This window comes from Pantoea sp. OXWO6B1, from assembly GCF_001641135.1.
In the GTDB taxonomy this organism is placed as follows: Bacteria; Pseudomonadota; Gammaproteobacteria; order Enterobacterales; family Enterobacteriaceae; genus Pantoea; species Pantoea allii.
Genome location: NZ_LWLR01000001.1, coordinates 4,664,155 through 4,677,766, shown reverse-complemented (window position 1 = coordinate 4,677,766; position 13,612 = coordinate 4,664,155). Strand labels below are relative to the sequence as shown.

The window sequence follows — 13,612 nt, the reverse complement described above, 5'->3', positions numbered from 1 at the left end:
CCGAGGTTTTGATGAAACAAACCCCTGGCCCGCCTCACCTGCACAATGGCAAACTCCTCACCTTTTACCGGAGAAAAAACGATGCTGATTGGCTATGTCAGGGTGTCAACAAATGACCAAAACACCGATTTGCAACGGAATGCGCTGCAGAGCGCAAATTGTGAACAGATTTTTGAGGATAAAATCAGCGGAAAGACCAGTGAACGGCCTGGTTTAAAGCGGGCGCTGCGGACGTTAAAAGAGGGCGATACTTTGGTGGTGTGGAAGCTCGATCGACTGGGTCGCAGCATGCGTCATCTCGTTATGCTCACCGAAGAGTTGCGCGAACGCGGGGTAAACTTCCGTAGCCTGACGGACAGTATCGATACCAGCACACCGATGGGCCGCTTTTTCTTTCATGTGATGGGCGCACTGGCGGAGATGGAGCGCGAATTGATTGTCGAGCGAACGCGTGCCGGGCTGACCGCAGCGCGTGAAAAAGGGCGCATTGGTGGCCGGCGGCGCATTATGACACCGGAAGTCGTTGCCAGAGCGGAACGCATGATGGCGAATGGCGCCACGCTTCATCAGGTTGCGCTGGTATTAGATGTCTCACCCAAAACGATTTATCGTTATATTCCAGCGCCAAAACAGCACCATTTACGCGGTTCTTCTTACTGAACGATCAGCAAACCGCAATCGAATGCATCCTTTCCACTGACCTGACAATCTGAGCACACCCTCAACACGGAGTGCTACAGATGTCTGATTTTCATCACGGTGTCCGCGTCGTCGAAGTCAATGACGGTACACGCACCATTTCAACAGTTTCAACCGCCATTGTTGGCATGATCTGCACCGCAGAAGATGCTGATGCAACGGCGTTTCCTCTTAACACACCTGTCCTGCTGACCAACGTGCAGGCAGCCGTCGGTAAAGCCGGTACAAAAGGCACCTTAGCGGCAGCGCTGCAGGCGATTGCTGACCAGGCGAAGCCGGTTACTGTCGTGGTTCGCGTTGCAGAAGGCGCGAGCCAGGCTGAAACCACCTCTAACCTGATTGGCTCGACGGATGCGAACGGTAAATACACCGGCATGAAGGCGCTGCTGAGTGCGCAAACGCAACTGGGTGTTAAACCCCGCATTCTCGGCGTCCCAGGTCTGGACTCGCTGGAAGTGGCGACAGCGCTGGCCAGCATTGCCCAGCAGCTGCGTGGCTTTGCCTACGTGTCTGCCTGGAACAGCAAAACCATCTCGGATGCCATGAAGTACCGCGAAAACTTCAGCCAGCGCGAGCTGATGGTGATCTGGCCAGACTTTATGGCCTGGAACACCGCCACGAACAAATCTGAAATGGCTTATGCCACCGCACGTGCACTGGGCCTGCGCGCCAAAATTGACAACGACACCGGCTGGCATAAAACCCTGTCCAACGTGGGCGTCAATGGCGTAACTGGTATCTCCGCAGACGTTTTCTGGGACCTGCAACAGACCGGCACCGATGCCGATCTGCTGAACGAAAAGTGTGTGACCACGCTGATTCGCAAAGACGGTTTCCGTTTCTGGGGCAACCGGACCTGTAGCGACGATCCACTTTTTGCCTTTGAAAACTACACCCGTACGGCACAGGTGCTGGCCGATACCATGGCCGAAGCGCACATGTGGGCCAACGACAAACCACTGACGCCGGTGCTGGTGCGCGAAATCATCGCTGGCATCAATGCCAAGTTCCGCGAGCTGGTCAGTGCTGGTTATCTGCTGGGCGCAAACTGCTGGTACGACGACAGCGCGAACGATAAAGAGACCCTGAAGGCGGGCAAACTGTTTATCGATTACGACTACACACCGGTGCCGCCGCTGGAAGATCTGACCCTGCGTCAGCGCATCACCGACACCTATCTGGCGAACTTCGCCGCATCCGTAAACAGCTAAGGAGCCGGATAAATGGCACTGCCACGTAAACTTAAGGGGTTGAACCTCTTCAATGATTCAAACAGCTACCAGGGCATCGTCACCGCCGTGACGCTGCCGAAGCTGTCGCGCAAGCTGGATACCTACCGCGCTGGCGGTATGAACGGTGCGGCGTTCATCGATAACGGCCTGGACGATGCCGCACTCGATATGGAGTGGACGCTGGGCGGGATGGATGAGCTGGTGTTAAGCCAGTGGGGCGCAACCGCCAACGTACCGCTGCGTTTCACCGGTTCTTACCAGCGCGATGACACCGGCGAAGAAATTGCCGTGGAAATCGAAGTGCGCGGTAAGCACCAGGCCTTTGATTTCGGTGAAGCCAAACAGGGCGAAAACGCCGAAACCAAAGTCACCAGCAAAAACACCTATTTCAAACTGACCTGGAATGGCAAAGAGCTGATCGAAGTCGACACCGTCAACATGGTGGAGAAGGTCAACGGCGTCGATCGCCTGGAACAGCGTCGTAAAAATCTCGGCCTGGTGTAATAAAAAAGGCCGGCGCGTCCTGCGCTGGCCCTCTTTATCCTGATGGAGAAAAAATGGAACAGCTTGATAAACCACAACTGAAAGAAAACCTGGTGGTGCTGGAAAGCCCGATTTCACGTGGTGATGTGGTGATCAGCCAGGTTGAGCTGGTGAAACCAACGGCAGGATCGCTGCGTGGCGTGCGACTGGCAGACCTGGCCTCGTCTGATGTGGATGCCCTGTTAATGGTGCTGCCCCGTATCACCCTGCCATCGCTGACCAAAGCGGAGTGCAACGCGCTCGATCCGGTGGACCTGATTGCCCTGGGCGGCAAGGTGATTGGTTTTTTGTCAGCGAAATCGGCCGGGTAAGCTGGCCCCGCGATCTAACGGTCAATGACCTGATGGCCGACATTGCCAGCGTTTTTCACTGGCCACCCTCAGAAATGTATCTCATGTCGCTGGAAGAGTTACTCGACTGGCGGCATAAAGTGATGATCCGCAGTGGAGTAACCTCTGATGAGTAACACGCTCAAGCTGCAAGTGCTGCTGGAGGCGGTTGATCGGGCCACGCGCCCGTTCAATGCCGTGCGTAAAGAAACAGAAAGGCTGTCTGCGGATATCCAGGAAACGCAAGACCGTCTGGCAGAACTTAACGCCAAATCCGCGCAGATTGAAGGGTTCCGTGATACCCGAAAAGAACTGACGCTGACCCAACAAAATCTTAAAAACACCCGGGCAGAAGCGGCAGCACTCGCCATTGAACTGAAAAACACCAAAAACCCCACCGTTGAACAAGCGCAGGCGCTGGAGAAACTGCGCCTGTCTGCCAACGCGTTACAACAAAAGAACATTCAGCTGCGCCAGTCGGTGCAGGATCAGCGCCAGTCGCTGAATGACGCCGGGATTTCCACGCGTCGTCTGAGCAGCGAGCGCCAGAAGCTGAACCAACAAACAGAGCGGACCCAATCCACCCTTGATGCGCAGGGCGAGTCGATGGGGTTGCTGAATCAGCGCCAGGATAAGCTCAATCGTACCCGGGATCGTTACCGCGCCGGCATGGCGCTGGCGGATAACGTACAAGGTGCCAGCAACAAGGCCAAAGACTTCGTCGAGAAGGGCCGCAAGGTTATCGATTATCTGTCACCTGCGGATGCGAATAACGGTAAGGATCAGGCGGCATCCCTGTCTGTTAATCCGAACAACAGCGGTGCGCAACCGGATATCGCTGAGCTGAACAAGGCGATGGCCAGCATCGGCCCGGTGGCAAAACAAGCCGGCGTGAGCGTCGGTCAGGCATCGGCGATGATCGGCGTGCTGGCCGAAAACGGCATGACGGGCAGCGCTGCGGGCGCAGGCGTCGGTGCCATGTTGTCGCACGTGCAGGCACCTGATGACAATGCAGACAGCGCGCTGAAAGCGTTGAATGTTGTTACCGCAGATGGCGAGGGCAACAGTCAGCCGATTTTCACGGTGCTCAGCCAGGTGCAGACGGCATTTGAGAAAAACAAAATCGATGCAGCCCAGCAGGCAACCTATCTGCAGGCCATCTTTGGCGAACAGGGCGCGGCTCCTGCCGCTGTGCTCATGAAAGGTGCCGCCAGTGGGCGCCTGGATCAGCTGTCTCAGGCGCCGGCGGCTCAGCAGCCGGTAGATGCCTCTGTTGACACCAATCTGCAAACCATCAGTCAGGACGGCTTATCCGTACAGTCCGTTCTGACCGGCGTGATGAATATCAATCCCCAGCTTTCGGACAGCCTGCTGACGCTGGCGGCCAGTGGACTGACGTTGGTGGACTCACTCGCCAGCGTGGGGAATATTGTCTGGCCGGTCATTAGCGGGTTGAGCACCATCATGGCGGGCGCTGAACTGCTGGGCGGTGCGTTTGCCATCATCGGTGGCGCGATTACAGCGACGCTGGGCGCAATTACGCTGCCGGTTGTGCTGCTTGGCGCGGCTATCGCGGCGGGCGCGATGCTGGTTTATCAGTACTGGGAGCCGATCAGCGCCTTTATCAGCGGCGTTGCTCAGGGCTTTAGTGCAGCGATGGGGCCGATAAGTGACGCGTTCGCGCCGCTGAAGCCGGTATTTGACTGGTTCAGCAACAAAGTCTCTGAGCTGGGCTCCTGGTTCTCAAAGCTGCTGGAACCGGTGAAGTTTTCTCAGCAGGAACTGGCCTCGGCAGGGGAGATGGGACAGCGCTTCGGCAATATGCTGGCGACGGCACTCAAATTACCCGGTGAAGCCCTGAATCAGCTGCGGGGCGGCATTGACTGGGTGCTCGGCAAGCTTGGCATCATCGATGAGAAATCTGACAAGGTGAAAGACAAGCTGCCTCCGCCCAAAATGCGCGAACAGGACGACGAGGATGAGGACAACGCGGATGCCCGTCCGGCCGCATCGCGCGCCAGCCTGAACAGCACGCTCAATCAGCCTTTGCCCTCGGTTAACAGTTCAAACGTGGATAACCGGCAGCACACGGTCACCAACAATATCAATGTGACGGGCGACCCACAGGCGATTGGACAGGCCGTCGCGCAGGCTTCCACGGTATCGCCGTGGTCCACGGCTGATCGCAGCTATAACTCCATGTTTAGTCTGGATTAATTAACCATGATGATGATATTAGGCATGATGCCGTTTGTACGGCAAACCCTGCCCTTCGACAATTTGCAGCATGACATTACCTATCGCTGGGCGAAAAACAGCCGCGTGGGGCGCCGTGAGTCGACTCAGTTTTTGGGCGGCGGCGACGATAAAATCAAGCTGTCTGGCGAACTCCGGCCTGAAATCACCGGCGGCAATGTCACCCTGTTGGCGCTGAAGACTATGGCCGATGAAGGGCTGGCGTGGCCGCTGATTGGCGGCAATGGCATTATTTACGGCATGTTTGTTGTGACGGATTTCTCGGCCACGCATACCGAATTCTACAGCGACGGCAGCGCGCGCAAGATAGGCTTTACCCTCAACCTGCTGCGGGTAGACGATTCACTAACCAGTATGTTCGGGGACTTAAAAAGGCAGGCGGAAGAACTGCAAAACCGGGCCAGCGACGCAGCGCAACGGGTCGGCTCTGTCATCAACAGCGCCACCTCTGCGCTGAACGGAGGGCGCTGAGATGAGCGATATCGCCCCGATTCCCGTGCCCCTGCGCGTTGCGCCTACGCCGGACTTTAATATCAAAATTGAGACGAAGGATAAAACGGAGGATATTCGCCCACGGCTGATTTCTCTGAAGTTGACGGATAACCGTGGCCTGGAGGTCGATCAGCTGGACCTGGTGCTGGACGACAGTGACGGCCAGTTGGTTATGCCGCCCTTTGGCGCGAAAGTGGTCTTAGAGATAGGCTGGAAGGGACAGCCGCTTGCAAATAAAGGCTCCTACATCATTGATCAGGTCACCTACCAGGGCGCGCCGGACACGATAACGGTGGTCGCCCGAAGCGCCGATTTTAGCGGTTCGCTCGATGTTAAAATCACTGATTCATATCCGGACATGACGGTTGGCGAGGTTGTGGAGAAAATCGCGAAACGTAACGGACTTACCTCCGACGTGCGGCCGGAGATAGCCAAAAAAAAGATTAAGCATATCGATCAGACGCAGGAAACGGACGGCACGTTCATTACCCGGCTGGCTATGCTGGTTGGCGCTGTGGCGGCGATAAAAGATAAGACGCTGCTGTTCTTTGCCCCCGGGCATGGCGTGACAGCGAGCGGAAAGCCGATTCCACTCCTGAATCTGAACCGACAGGATGGCGATAAGTATGAGTACAAATTGTTTAAGCGCGACGATTACAGTGGCGTTGAAGCAAAATGGTACGATCAGAAAAAAGCGCAGCAGAAAGGGGTAACCGTCAACACGATACCGCCAGCAACACCGGCGGTGAACCCTGTCCATCCGGCGGCCAAAAATATCCCCACTATCGGGCAACAAGACCCGGGAAAAACCTATGTTTTTGGCAGCAATAAGAAGCTGTTCGTACTGAATACGCACTTCAGTAGCCAGGGGGAAGCAGAGGTGGCGGCTAAAGCGAAGTGGCAGGAACTGCAACGCAACCGGGCTACGTTGAAGATCCTACTCGCGCTGGGTGCTGCTGAGCTGATTCCTGAAACGCCGGTCAAAGCCCAGGGTTTTAAATCGGTCATCGATAATCAAAAATGGCTGATTACTAATATCGTGCATACCCTCGATAAAAGTGGATTTACCACCCAGTTGAACCTGGAGCTGATGATTGAAAACGTGGATTACGTCTTAGTGGAAAAACAGGCTGGTTAGATTTAGTCTAATTTAAGTTGCTTTTTGTTTAGTCTTTGGCTAATGTTGCACTATGCCAGAGAGGAGAACGACTATGATGCATTGCCCAAAATGTCAGACCGCCGCCCATACGAAAAGCAGTCGCTACGTTTCGAAAGAGACGAAAGAACGTTATCACCAGTGCCAGAACATTAACTGCAGCTGTACCTTTAAAACCCTGGAGAGCGTATCCGGGATTATCGTCGAACCGGCGCAGATCAATACGGTGCCGGTTATGGCGAAAGGGAGCGATAACCCGTCACCGCAGCTGCTGTAAGCTCAACCCGCGAAAGCGGGTTTTTTTATGGATGCGGGTTGGATGGGATGGCTGACAGACGTGGCTGAAGGCCAGCGCGCCGTTGACGTTTAAGGGGGCGACAGCGCCCTCTGGGAGTGCTGTTAATAACTGTACGGCGGGGAGGCGCTGGCCCTTGGGGACAGTGGCAATAACTGTACGGGAATGAAAAGATTTCAGGAATGGCAGCACGACAAAATATATTTTCAGTGAATGAAGATGAATCGTGGTGGTATTTTCGGCAGAAGAAAACTCAGGGTTATAAAGCATTTTGGCACTGAGAGTGAGTCCACAGTGAGATTTTAAATTTTGCATGCGAATTCCCTTCTTCCCTGCGGAAGAAGGGAAGGGTCCAAAATCAGTGAACGATATGTGTAAATTTGCTCTCAATCATCACCAGCCCCGACGCTGTTCGCACAAAGCGCGGCGCGGTTAAGTCATCAGTCATGATGTTAACCATCTGGAATAACAAGCCGGTGATATGTTTTTGCAAGTCTGCCGGGGCCTGCTGATTCAGCAATACTAATGTTAACGCGCTGCAATATTGCCGCATCTCTTCCGAGTCTATCGAATCCCTGCTGCGACAGGCTCTGTCATCACCTTTCTCCAGCGTGAGGCGCTTGATCAGGTGTTCTGGTAGTGGCTTGTCTAACAAAACTTTCAAGACTTCCAGTGCAGCGAGCAGACGACCGCACAGCGCCATGCGGTCTGCAATATCGTTACACTCAACCAGGGCATCGACATAGCGCCCGCATGCATCCAGCACTAGGAAGAGATCGTGCGTGGTGCCGAGCGGCGTTTTCAAGAGGTTTGAGATCGCAGATTCGATAACTGGTTGAATGTCCACGATTTGATGATGGGCGGTTGTGTTACTATCGGTGTTAGCCATAGCGTTGTTTCCTTAACACTGAACGTTGTGGTCAGACGCTCCGGTATGTGTTGCTGCACTGCCGGGGCGTTGCTCTTATAAAAGGCCTCGTGTTAGTGTGGTCTTTTATAAGGCTAAACTGAGGGAATAGGTCAGCACATGTCAATAATAATGCGTGAAAAAAAACCAAAAGGTCGAGGCAAGTCCCCACAATTCCATATGCGCATTGATCCCGACTTGAAAAAACAGCTCGATGCTGTTGCAACTGAAGAAGGAATTAGTCTGGCAAGCTGGTTGAAAAACCTGGCGAGGGAGGCGTTAAAGGCAAGGGGAATTGAGCCGAAGGGATAAATTTGTGCGTGAAATGTTGAGTTAATTATATGTGTGGTAAATGAAAAAAGCTAAATTTCGCTATTGTGAAGTTTTTAATGTGGCCATTACAAGTTTGATAAAGTAGCTGAGGCTTTGATGGAGTTGTGAGTAAATGAAGCTTTTCGTTGTATGGTTACTGCAATCTTTTTTCTATCTTTTACCGCTTATAGCCAGTGTTGTTGGCGCTTATTTTATTGTGCGATTTGTTCCATTTTATCCAATGGGGTTTGTGGTTGCCTGGGGCGGTATCGTTGCTTATCTTTATATAAGATATAGTAAGTGGATATAACCTAAAACGTATAATATTTTTCATGGCGATTTGAAAAGCACCATGAAATTTCAATGATTATCTGTATTAGGATGTTCAGTGAATCGGGTCTTACCCCTATTGACTTGCTCAAAGTAAATAATCAGGTTACAACATCCTTATAAATGGATGAGCAATCTAAGTTGTATGCTTACAAGATTAGCTATGAGATAACATTCAAATACAATAAGATTGCCTGAAAGAAGAACGGATTATGATAATGGACGAGACAGAAAAAGCAGTATTCGATCTTGTTGAGACCTACAATGGTCGCAGCATATTTACCTTTAAGCGGTATCCGCTCAAACATAACACCGATCTTAATGAAGATTTTCGAATGGACCCGTTAGATGCCTATGATTTACTGGAGGAATTCACAGAGAAATTTTCAATTAACCCAGATAAAATCAATTTCACTCGCTATTTTCCCGAAGATAATGGCAAAGCAGAAAAGGCGTTGACCATTCAATTACTGATTGACTCGGCACGAGCAGGTCACTGGACGGATGAAGAAAAATCAAAAAGAGAAAATACCTTACCCTCAAACTCAGACAGGAAAATAATGAAAAAGGGAACAAACAAGACGATTTATATTTTAGCAGTCATTATATGTTTTCTGATTCTTCCGGAAATAGTGGTTCGTACACTAACCCCTGAACAGCTCGTCAGACTCAGCGATTTCACAAGTCTGGGCGGGATTTTTAGCCACCTCCTTTCGTTAATGATTTTTCTCGGTATAGCATCGATGTTGCTGGGTATTGCCGCTATCTATCTGGCAAAAAAAATCTACCGATATTTAGTCAGATTAAAAAAATAACAGATCCGCTATGTGTACTTCACGCTTTACGAATGTACTCAGAGCATAACTGTGGTAAAGCTGAAAACGTTGAGCGAAAGCAATCCGGGAGAGCTTACAGGATCTATGGACCTGTTTTACGGTGGTTGGTTTGCGCAAACATATTGGGTCAACGTGAGAATAGTAAAGCGTGCCATTCTTAGCCTAACAGGAGGAGTAACAGGAGCGTAGCTATCCTGAGCCATGTTTTTCTCCGATGTGCGGATTTAGCCTGAGACATAATCCCGGTATTATCTTTAACCAGGTTGGCCCTTTTTATCATTTTCACTGATTTTCGTGGTGGGATACATCACCAATACATAAGCCCCCATTCCGCAGATTAGTACAGCGAGAGGTCCTACGATCCGCATGGCGCCTTCATTCATAAAGCCTGTATAGAACATACCAAATACAGTTGCTGTCAAAACCAGTGTTCCCACTATCTCGGAAACAAATTTGAATGACAGTTTAAAGATTCTCGATAACACGTAATCACGCCTCCGTTCTGTTGGGCTCTTTCCGCAACATTCTTCCCATTTCTATCAGGTGCTTCAAAGGTTCTTCGAAAAGGAAGTAGAGCATATCGTAATTATGTATACGTTGCTTCTGCCACAGTGCCGTCACGCTGAAAATCGACCCATCCGTGGTGCTGGCACGCCAGGCTGTGGATAACGCGTTAACTGAGGTAAAGGCTTATACCGACAAGGCGCAGGCGCACATGTTACTGCCGATAATCCCCATAAGCATTACCTGCAAACGGCCAACGTGCTGGCGGAAATCAAAGACGCGGGACTGGTTGCCGACGCCCTTAAAAATCTCAGCCTGTATGATGCCGGTAAGCATGGCGTTTCAGTAGCGGCAGATATGACGGCGGGCGGGGATAAGCTGTCGAGCGTTGATGCCGTTATGCGTCTTTTCAATAAGTGAGCCTTTGCGGGCAACGACTATATCTGCATTCCCGACGAGACATGACGGACGCTGTGTTATTGCCAGGCGGCAGAAAAATCGCCACGGAGAGCGAGAAAGCGCTGCTGGAGCAACAGAGAACCTACCGCGTGAAGCTGAACCGCGTCGAGACCTGAGCGGCACCGGATGTCAGCTGGCCGGAAAAGCCTGAACAGAAAAAAACCTGTTACAGCGGGGACTATCAGGAAAAATTTTAGATGCGGGAAGGCTTAATTTTGCCATTCAATCATCTCATCCAGCCGTTTTAAAATATCGGGGAAGTAGCTCTCGTTGATGCCGAAATCGCCTTTAACCTGAACGCTGTCAGCATGCGCTTCAGGACGAAGGTCATATTCAATCATTACACCATCGTCGCCGACGTCACAGTGCCTGTGGCGGCCTCAGCCCGGAACAATTTGAAAACCAGAATCTCGCTTAGGATTGTGTCCACATTACGTGGGTAAGATCAAAGAACGTTATAACCAGTGCCAGAACATTAATTGCAGTTGTACCTTTAAGTCGCATGAGACTGTGTCAGAAATTATTATGTCACCAGGTAAAGTTAAAGCCGTTCCGCCACATCCAGGCAGAGGCCAGCAGCAGCCCCTATGGTTATGATCGTAATGAAGCCCGGTTAGCGGTTTTTTTTACAAGCAATGAGTCTGACTGCTTAAGTGTGAATGTGTTTTTCTTAGTTGGCCTCATCTTTCTTGGGAATATCATTATCTCTTGTTTTATCATCAGTGATCTTGCAAATAGGTCTGTAGTGAAGACTTGAGATCTTCTTCCTGTCTTTTACTGGCTTTCTCTCTGCTCGCTCTCCCGATATTACAGGCCAATTGGAAAGAAATTCTGAAAGTGTTTCCAGAAAATGATGCATTTACATCTTCCTCCATTTTCTTCAGTCTATAAACCCGAGCTATTTTAGCATGGAGCTATTATTCACTGCGTTGAATTACAAGGAGGAGGTATTCATGGTTACAGGATTACCAGCGAGTGAAGAACCCGGTCGCTACTACACTTTTCAGTCACGATTACCACACGGCGAATTCTTTGAAATTCGCCCACGATTTCTGCCTCATGGTGCGAAGCCTATTGTTGATGATGAAACCGGTATGTGTATCGGCTACTCAGTATCTCAGGCTCCAGGATTGTGGCAGATTTATGATACGGAAGGAAATTTTTTTCGGCTTGAAGAGACACCGTTAGAGTCTCCCCTCATTGACCCAACCGATTTGGTGTTGCTGGCGGCAGGAGCATTTCGTATTTTTCTTGCCGGGAGAGCTTTACTACAGAGTGGAGTTCGTGCAGCCGTAACTGTAAATCTTAGCCATGCCACGATCAGCCTCTTGCGCGGAAGGCTAAAAATAGGCCTTTCGGCTCGCTCTTTGAAGATGACGGAAAGCGCAGCAAAGCACATGTATGAACCTGGTCGATATGTGCCTTTACAGATACAGGAAAAAGCCATTCGATATGGAACACGTATGCCAGACCCACTTAGAAAACCAGGGCTTTTCAGATATGAAACCCGTATGTACCGGCTGGTAGAAGATAAACAAAAAAAAGGAAGTTATTTCTATAAACCCTACCGGCTTGAAGTTCTGGTAAGAGAAAAAGACTGGACTATTATGCACTTTCAGTACATGCCTTAAAGGTGAACGGATGATCGATATACAGAGCGGAACCCTACATCTCAAGTTAACCCCTTATGAAAGGATACCTGAGCCTGAAGAAGCGGCATATGACCGGATCATGGTCTGGGTTGAGTTTTCTGTTCCTTCGCTTAAAACTGAATTCCGTGCGGAGTTTGCTGCGGGCCAGCTTGAGATATTTCGGGATGATTTAAAAAAGCTGCATCAGTCGCTGATATTTCAACAGAAGAATTCGGATGTCGTTCTTAGCTGTCTGTTTAAGCAGGTCGAGTTGACATTCATACAGTCAGATTCGGGTAATGCTGTAGGCGTAAACATGGTGCTAAGGCCTGAGGATCATGCTGATAGTGTCATGCTTACAGACTTTTTTGGACTGGATGAAAGTTACTTCCCTGCGATTTTGTTTGGACTGGATGAAATCATAAACTGGTCAACCTGATACGTTCAGATAACACAGTTACTTTATACATTTCTAAAGATTTTCCGCTTTGTTGAGCCGCTGTGTGCGGACTGCTCTGAGTGAACAGCAATGGCACAATTAGAATGTCGAGAAAATCTATCGCCATTTTATCGCCACTTAAAAACAGGAAACAAAAAAGCCACCCTTTTGAGGTGGCTTAACTTCATGATTTTTATCACTAAATCTGGTAGCCCCTGCTGGGTTTGAACCAGCGATCAAGCGATTATGAGTCCCAATTTGAAATAAGTAAAATCAGCAACTTACTGATTTTTATGTTTTGTTTGGGCCGAATAGTGATGAAAAGTGGCACATAGCGTTGCGCTCTGCTGCCACTTTGCTGCCACTTACGGGGGATAATAAATTTATGAATTCTTAACGAGTTCACTTAAAAAAGATTGCAATGCCTTAGATGGTTCATGAACATCACTGACAATCATTTTCACTCCTCTTGCATCTAATATTTTCTCTTGAACAGGGTTTGGTCTTGTTGAGAAAACGAAAGACTTTGGTCTGGATGTTGAAGTGTTGCTATTTTTTTTCCATAGCTTATCTAACTTATAAAATAATAGTTTTATATTCCAATCTGAAAGACTATAACCAATGAAAAGAACTGATTTACCTAACATGTCGCTTCTAAATTTTATGTCTAAAGGGCTATCAAAATCTAAACGATCAAAATAGCTTGATTCACCAAGCACAATCGATGAGTCGTCCGAAAAATCCCCATGAAGCTTGACTACTTGTGTTACATCGCTTTTAATATCTGCAATATCAGATACATCAACGATAACTTTATGTTTCTTGTTATAATGTTTAAGTGAATGCTCAATCCATCTGTCGTAATTAGTTGTATAGATTATTGGGAAGTTGCCGGTTGCAATATGTTTATGGATTTCAGAGTCTTCGATTTTTATATCACCACTATGCCACTTTGTATCCATCCAACTTCTTAATTTCCCGATCTTATTGTTATTATTCAATAAGTAATATTCAGCTAGACTTAAGTAATCACCGTATGTAAGGAATACATCGTCGTCGAACTCAAGCTCATTTGCGATTTCACTAATCAGTTCCTTCCAATCTGGAAGATTAAGGTTTTTTGAAACGCCAGCTCCAATAAAAAGAATGAGGTTGTCATTTTTATAAGCATCCAATAACTCTTGATCTATCA

20 protein-coding genes and 2 pseudogenes are annotated in these 13,612 nt (G+C 49.5%); 18 read left to right on the top strand and 4 right to left on the bottom strand.

Annotation, left to right across the window (positions count from 1 at the left end; translation table 11 throughout):
• The first annotated feature begins 81 nt into the window (after nt 1-81).
• From A6A26_RS23820 to A6A26_RS23780, 9 genes are all read left to right on the top strand, one after another.
• Nucleotides 82-660, top strand: a complete 579-nt coding sequence (locus A6A26_RS23820) for a recombinase family protein (protein WP_028722820.1) — start codon at nt 82-84, stop codon at nt 658-660.
• A gap of 80 nt (nt 661-740) precedes the next feature.
• The gene (locus A6A26_RS23815; RefSeq protein ID WP_063881029.1) at nt 741-1,910 is read left to right on the top strand and encodes a phage tail sheath protein; all 1,170 of its coding nucleotides are present in this window, start codon (nt 741-743) and stop codon (nt 1,908-1,910) included.
• Between the two features lie 12 nt (nt 1,911-1,922).
• Nucleotides 1,923-2,435, top strand: a complete 513-nt coding sequence (locus A6A26_RS23810; RefSeq protein WP_063881028.1) for a phage major tail tube protein — start codon at nt 1,923-1,925, stop codon at nt 2,433-2,435.
• A 53-nt stretch (nt 2,436-2,488) separates the two neighbouring features.
• Complete coding sequence (locus tag A6A26_RS23805; RefSeq protein WP_063881027.1) at nt 2,489-2,785, top strand: phage tail assembly protein; 297 nt, start codon at nt 2,489-2,491, stop codon at nt 2,783-2,785.
• 32 nt (nt 2,786-2,817) lie between these two features.
• Nucleotides 2,818-2,940, top strand: a complete 123-nt coding sequence (locus A6A26_RS23800; RefSeq protein WP_063881026.1) for a GpE family phage tail protein — start codon at nt 2,818-2,820, stop codon at nt 2,938-2,940.
• Nucleotides 2,933-5,020, top strand: coding sequence for a phage tail tape measure protein (locus A6A26_RS23795; RefSeq protein ID WP_063881025.1), 2,088 nt, complete (start codon nt 2,933-2,935; stop codon nt 5,018-5,020). Before A6A26_RS23800 ends, A6A26_RS23795 begins: the two co-directional genes overlap by 8 nt.
• Before the next feature lie 6 nt (nt 5,021-5,026).
• The gene (locus A6A26_RS23790; RefSeq protein WP_063881024.1) at nt 5,027-5,530 is read left to right on the top strand and encodes a phage tail protein; all 504 of its coding nucleotides are present in this window, start codon (nt 5,027-5,029) and stop codon (nt 5,528-5,530) included.
• A 1-nt stretch (nt 5,531) separates the two neighbouring features.
• Nucleotides 5,532-6,689: a contractile injection system protein, VgrG/Pvc8 family gene (locus A6A26_RS23785; RefSeq protein ID WP_063881023.1), complete on the top strand. Its 1,158-nt coding sequence runs from the start codon at nt 5,532-5,534 to the stop codon at nt 6,687-6,689.
• Nucleotides 6,690-6,762: 73 nt separating this feature from the next.
• Nucleotides 6,763-6,984, top strand: coding sequence for an ogr/Delta-like zinc finger family protein (locus tag A6A26_RS23780; protein ID WP_063881022.1), 222 nt, complete (start codon nt 6,763-6,765; stop codon nt 6,982-6,984).
• 376 nt (nt 6,985-7,360) lie between these two features.
• On the opposite strand, the gene A6A26_RS23770 is transcribed toward A6A26_RS23780, so the two are convergent.
• The gene (locus A6A26_RS23770) at nt 7,361-7,891 is read right to left on the bottom strand and encodes a hypothetical protein (RefSeq protein WP_063881020.1); all 531 of its coding nucleotides are present in this window, start codon (nt 7,889-7,891) and stop codon (nt 7,361-7,363) included.
• 138 nt (nt 7,892-8,029) lie between these two features.
• On the opposite strand from A6A26_RS23770, the gene A6A26_RS23765 reads away from it, so the two are divergent.
• The 6 genes and pseudogenes from A6A26_RS23765 (at nt 8,030) to A6A26_RS26360 (ending at nt 10,466) form a co-directional block, all read left to right on the top strand.
• Nucleotides 8,030-8,221 carry a toxin-antitoxin system HicB family antitoxin gene (locus A6A26_RS23765; RefSeq protein WP_063881019.1) on the top strand — a complete coding sequence of 64 codons (192 nt, stop codon included), beginning with the start codon at nt 8,030-8,032 and terminating at the stop codon, nt 8,219-8,221.
• Between the two features lie 133 nt (nt 8,222-8,354).
• Nucleotides 8,355-8,531 carry a hypothetical protein gene (locus A6A26_RS25680; protein ID WP_156506701.1) on the top strand — a complete coding sequence of 59 codons (177 nt, stop codon included), beginning with the start codon at nt 8,355-8,357 and terminating at the stop codon, nt 8,529-8,531.
• 232 nt (nt 8,532-8,763) lie between these two features.
• Nucleotides 8,764-9,057, top strand: a pseudogene (locus A6A26_RS25095) (DUF1493 family protein); the annotation flags it as partial.
• 940 nt (nt 9,058-9,997) lie between these two features.
• Nucleotides 9,998-10,134: pseudogene (locus tag A6A26_RS26370) on the top strand (phage tail protein); the annotation flags it as partial.
• 15 nt (nt 10,135-10,149) lie between these two features.
• The gene (locus tag A6A26_RS26365; RefSeq protein WP_156506700.1) at nt 10,150-10,311 is read left to right on the top strand and encodes a hypothetical protein; all 162 of its coding nucleotides are present in this window, start codon (nt 10,150-10,152) and stop codon (nt 10,309-10,311) included.
• Nucleotides 10,312-10,352: 41 nt separating this feature from the next.
• Nucleotides 10,353-10,466, top strand: a complete 114-nt coding sequence (locus tag A6A26_RS26360; RefSeq protein ID WP_156506699.1) for a tail fiber assembly protein — start codon at nt 10,353-10,355, stop codon at nt 10,464-10,466.
• A 93-nt stretch (nt 10,467-10,559) separates the two neighbouring features.
• Here the strand turns inward: A6A26_RS26360 and A6A26_RS26195 are convergent, their stop codons facing one another.
• On the bottom strand, nt 10,560-10,691 hold the full coding sequence (locus A6A26_RS26195; RefSeq protein ID WP_256392991.1) for a hypothetical protein: 132 nt from the start codon (nt 10,689-10,691) through the stop codon (nt 10,560-10,562).
• A 79-nt stretch (nt 10,692-10,770) separates the two neighbouring features.
• Here A6A26_RS26195 and A6A26_RS25090 point away from each other — a divergent pair, with 79 nt between their 5' ends.
• Nucleotides 10,771-10,947, top strand: coding sequence for an ogr/Delta-like zinc finger family protein (locus tag A6A26_RS25090; RefSeq protein WP_074181041.1), 177 nt, complete (start codon nt 10,771-10,773; stop codon nt 10,945-10,947).
• 73 nt (nt 10,948-11,020) lie between these two features.
• Here the strand turns inward: A6A26_RS25090 and A6A26_RS23750 are convergent, their stop codons facing one another.
• Nucleotides 11,021-11,209 carry a hypothetical protein gene (locus A6A26_RS23750; protein WP_063881017.1) on the bottom strand — a complete coding sequence of 63 codons (189 nt, stop codon included), beginning with the start codon at nt 11,207-11,209 and terminating at the stop codon, nt 11,021-11,023.
• A gap of 94 nt (nt 11,210-11,303) precedes the next feature.
• On the opposite strand from A6A26_RS23750, the gene A6A26_RS23745 reads away from it, so the two are divergent.
• Together A6A26_RS23745 and A6A26_RS23740 are read left to right on the top strand one after the other, a co-directional pair.
• Nucleotides 11,304-11,981 carry a hypothetical protein gene (locus A6A26_RS23745; RefSeq protein WP_253851922.1) on the top strand — a complete coding sequence of 226 codons (678 nt, stop codon included), beginning with the start codon at nt 11,304-11,306 and terminating at the stop codon, nt 11,979-11,981.
• A 10-nt stretch (nt 11,982-11,991) separates the two neighbouring features.
• Nucleotides 11,992-12,420, top strand: coding sequence for a WapI family immunity protein (locus A6A26_RS23740; protein ID WP_063881016.1), 429 nt, complete (start codon nt 11,992-11,994; stop codon nt 12,418-12,420).
• 383 nt (nt 12,421-12,803) lie between these two features.
• Here A6A26_RS23740 and A6A26_RS23735 read toward each other — a convergent pair whose 3' ends face one another.
• Nucleotides 12,804-13,610 carry an SIR2 family protein gene (locus tag A6A26_RS23735; RefSeq protein ID WP_371560389.1) on the bottom strand — a complete coding sequence of 269 codons (807 nt, stop codon included), beginning with the start codon at nt 13,608-13,610 and terminating at the stop codon, nt 12,804-12,806.
• Nucleotides 13,611-13,612: the final 2 nt, after the last annotated feature.

Excerpts from the sequence above, each read along its gene's own strand:
- A6A26_RS23820 (WP_028722820.1), top strand. The coding sequence starts at position 82 with ATGCTGATTGGCTATGTCAGGGTGTCAACAAATGACCAAAACACCGAT.
- A6A26_RS23815 (WP_063881029.1), top strand. The coding sequence starts at position 741 with ATGTCTGATTTTCATCACGGTGTCCGCGTCGTCGAAGTCAATGACGGT.
- A6A26_RS23810 (WP_063881028.1), top strand. The coding sequence starts at position 1,923 with ATGGCACTGCCACGTAAACTTAAGGGGTTGAACCTCTTCAATGATTCA.
- A6A26_RS23805 (WP_063881027.1), top strand. The coding sequence starts at position 2,489 with ATGGAACAGCTTGATAAACCACAACTGAAAGAAAACCTGGTGGTGCTG.
- A6A26_RS23800 (WP_063881026.1), top strand. The coding sequence starts at position 2,818 with ATGGCCGACATTGCCAGCGTTTTTCACTGGCCACCCTCAGAAATGTAT.
- A6A26_RS23795 (WP_063881025.1), top strand. The coding sequence starts at position 2,933 with ATGAGTAACACGCTCAAGCTGCAAGTGCTGCTGGAGGCGGTTGATCGG.
- A6A26_RS23790 (WP_063881024.1), top strand. The coding sequence starts at position 5,027 with ATGATGATGATATTAGGCATGATGCCGTTTGTACGGCAAACCCTGCCC.
- A6A26_RS23785 (WP_063881023.1), top strand. The coding sequence starts at position 5,532 with ATGAGCGATATCGCCCCGATTCCCGTGCCCCTGCGCGTTGCGCCTACG.
- A6A26_RS23780 (WP_063881022.1), top strand. The coding sequence starts at position 6,763 with ATGATGCATTGCCCAAAATGTCAGACCGCCGCCCATACGAAAAGCAGT.
- A6A26_RS23770 (WP_063881020.1), bottom strand. The coding sequence starts at position 7,891 with ATGGCTAACACCGATAGTAACACAACCGCCCATCATCAAATCGTGGAC.
- A6A26_RS23765 (WP_063881019.1), top strand. The coding sequence starts at position 8,030 with ATGTCAATAATAATGCGTGAAAAAAAACCAAAAGGTCGAGGCAAGTCC.
- A6A26_RS25680 (WP_156506701.1), top strand. The coding sequence starts at position 8,355 with ATGAAGCTTTTCGTTGTATGGTTACTGCAATCTTTTTTCTATCTTTTA.
- A6A26_RS26360 (WP_156506699.1), top strand. The coding sequence starts at position 10,353 with ATGACGGACGCTGTGTTATTGCCAGGCGGCAGAAAAATCGCCACGGAG.
- A6A26_RS26195 (WP_256392991.1), bottom strand. The coding sequence starts at position 10,691 with ATGATTGAATATGACCTTCGTCCTGAAGCGCATGCTGACAGCGTTCAG.
- A6A26_RS23750 (WP_063881017.1), bottom strand. The coding sequence starts at position 11,209 with ATGCATCATTTTCTGGAAACACTTTCAGAATTTCTTTCCAATTGGCCT.
- A6A26_RS23745 (WP_253851922.1), top strand. The coding sequence starts at position 11,304 with ATGGTTACAGGATTACCAGCGAGTGAAGAACCCGGTCGCTACTACACT.
- A6A26_RS23740 (WP_063881016.1), top strand. The coding sequence starts at position 11,992 with ATGATCGATATACAGAGCGGAACCCTACATCTCAAGTTAACCCCTTAT.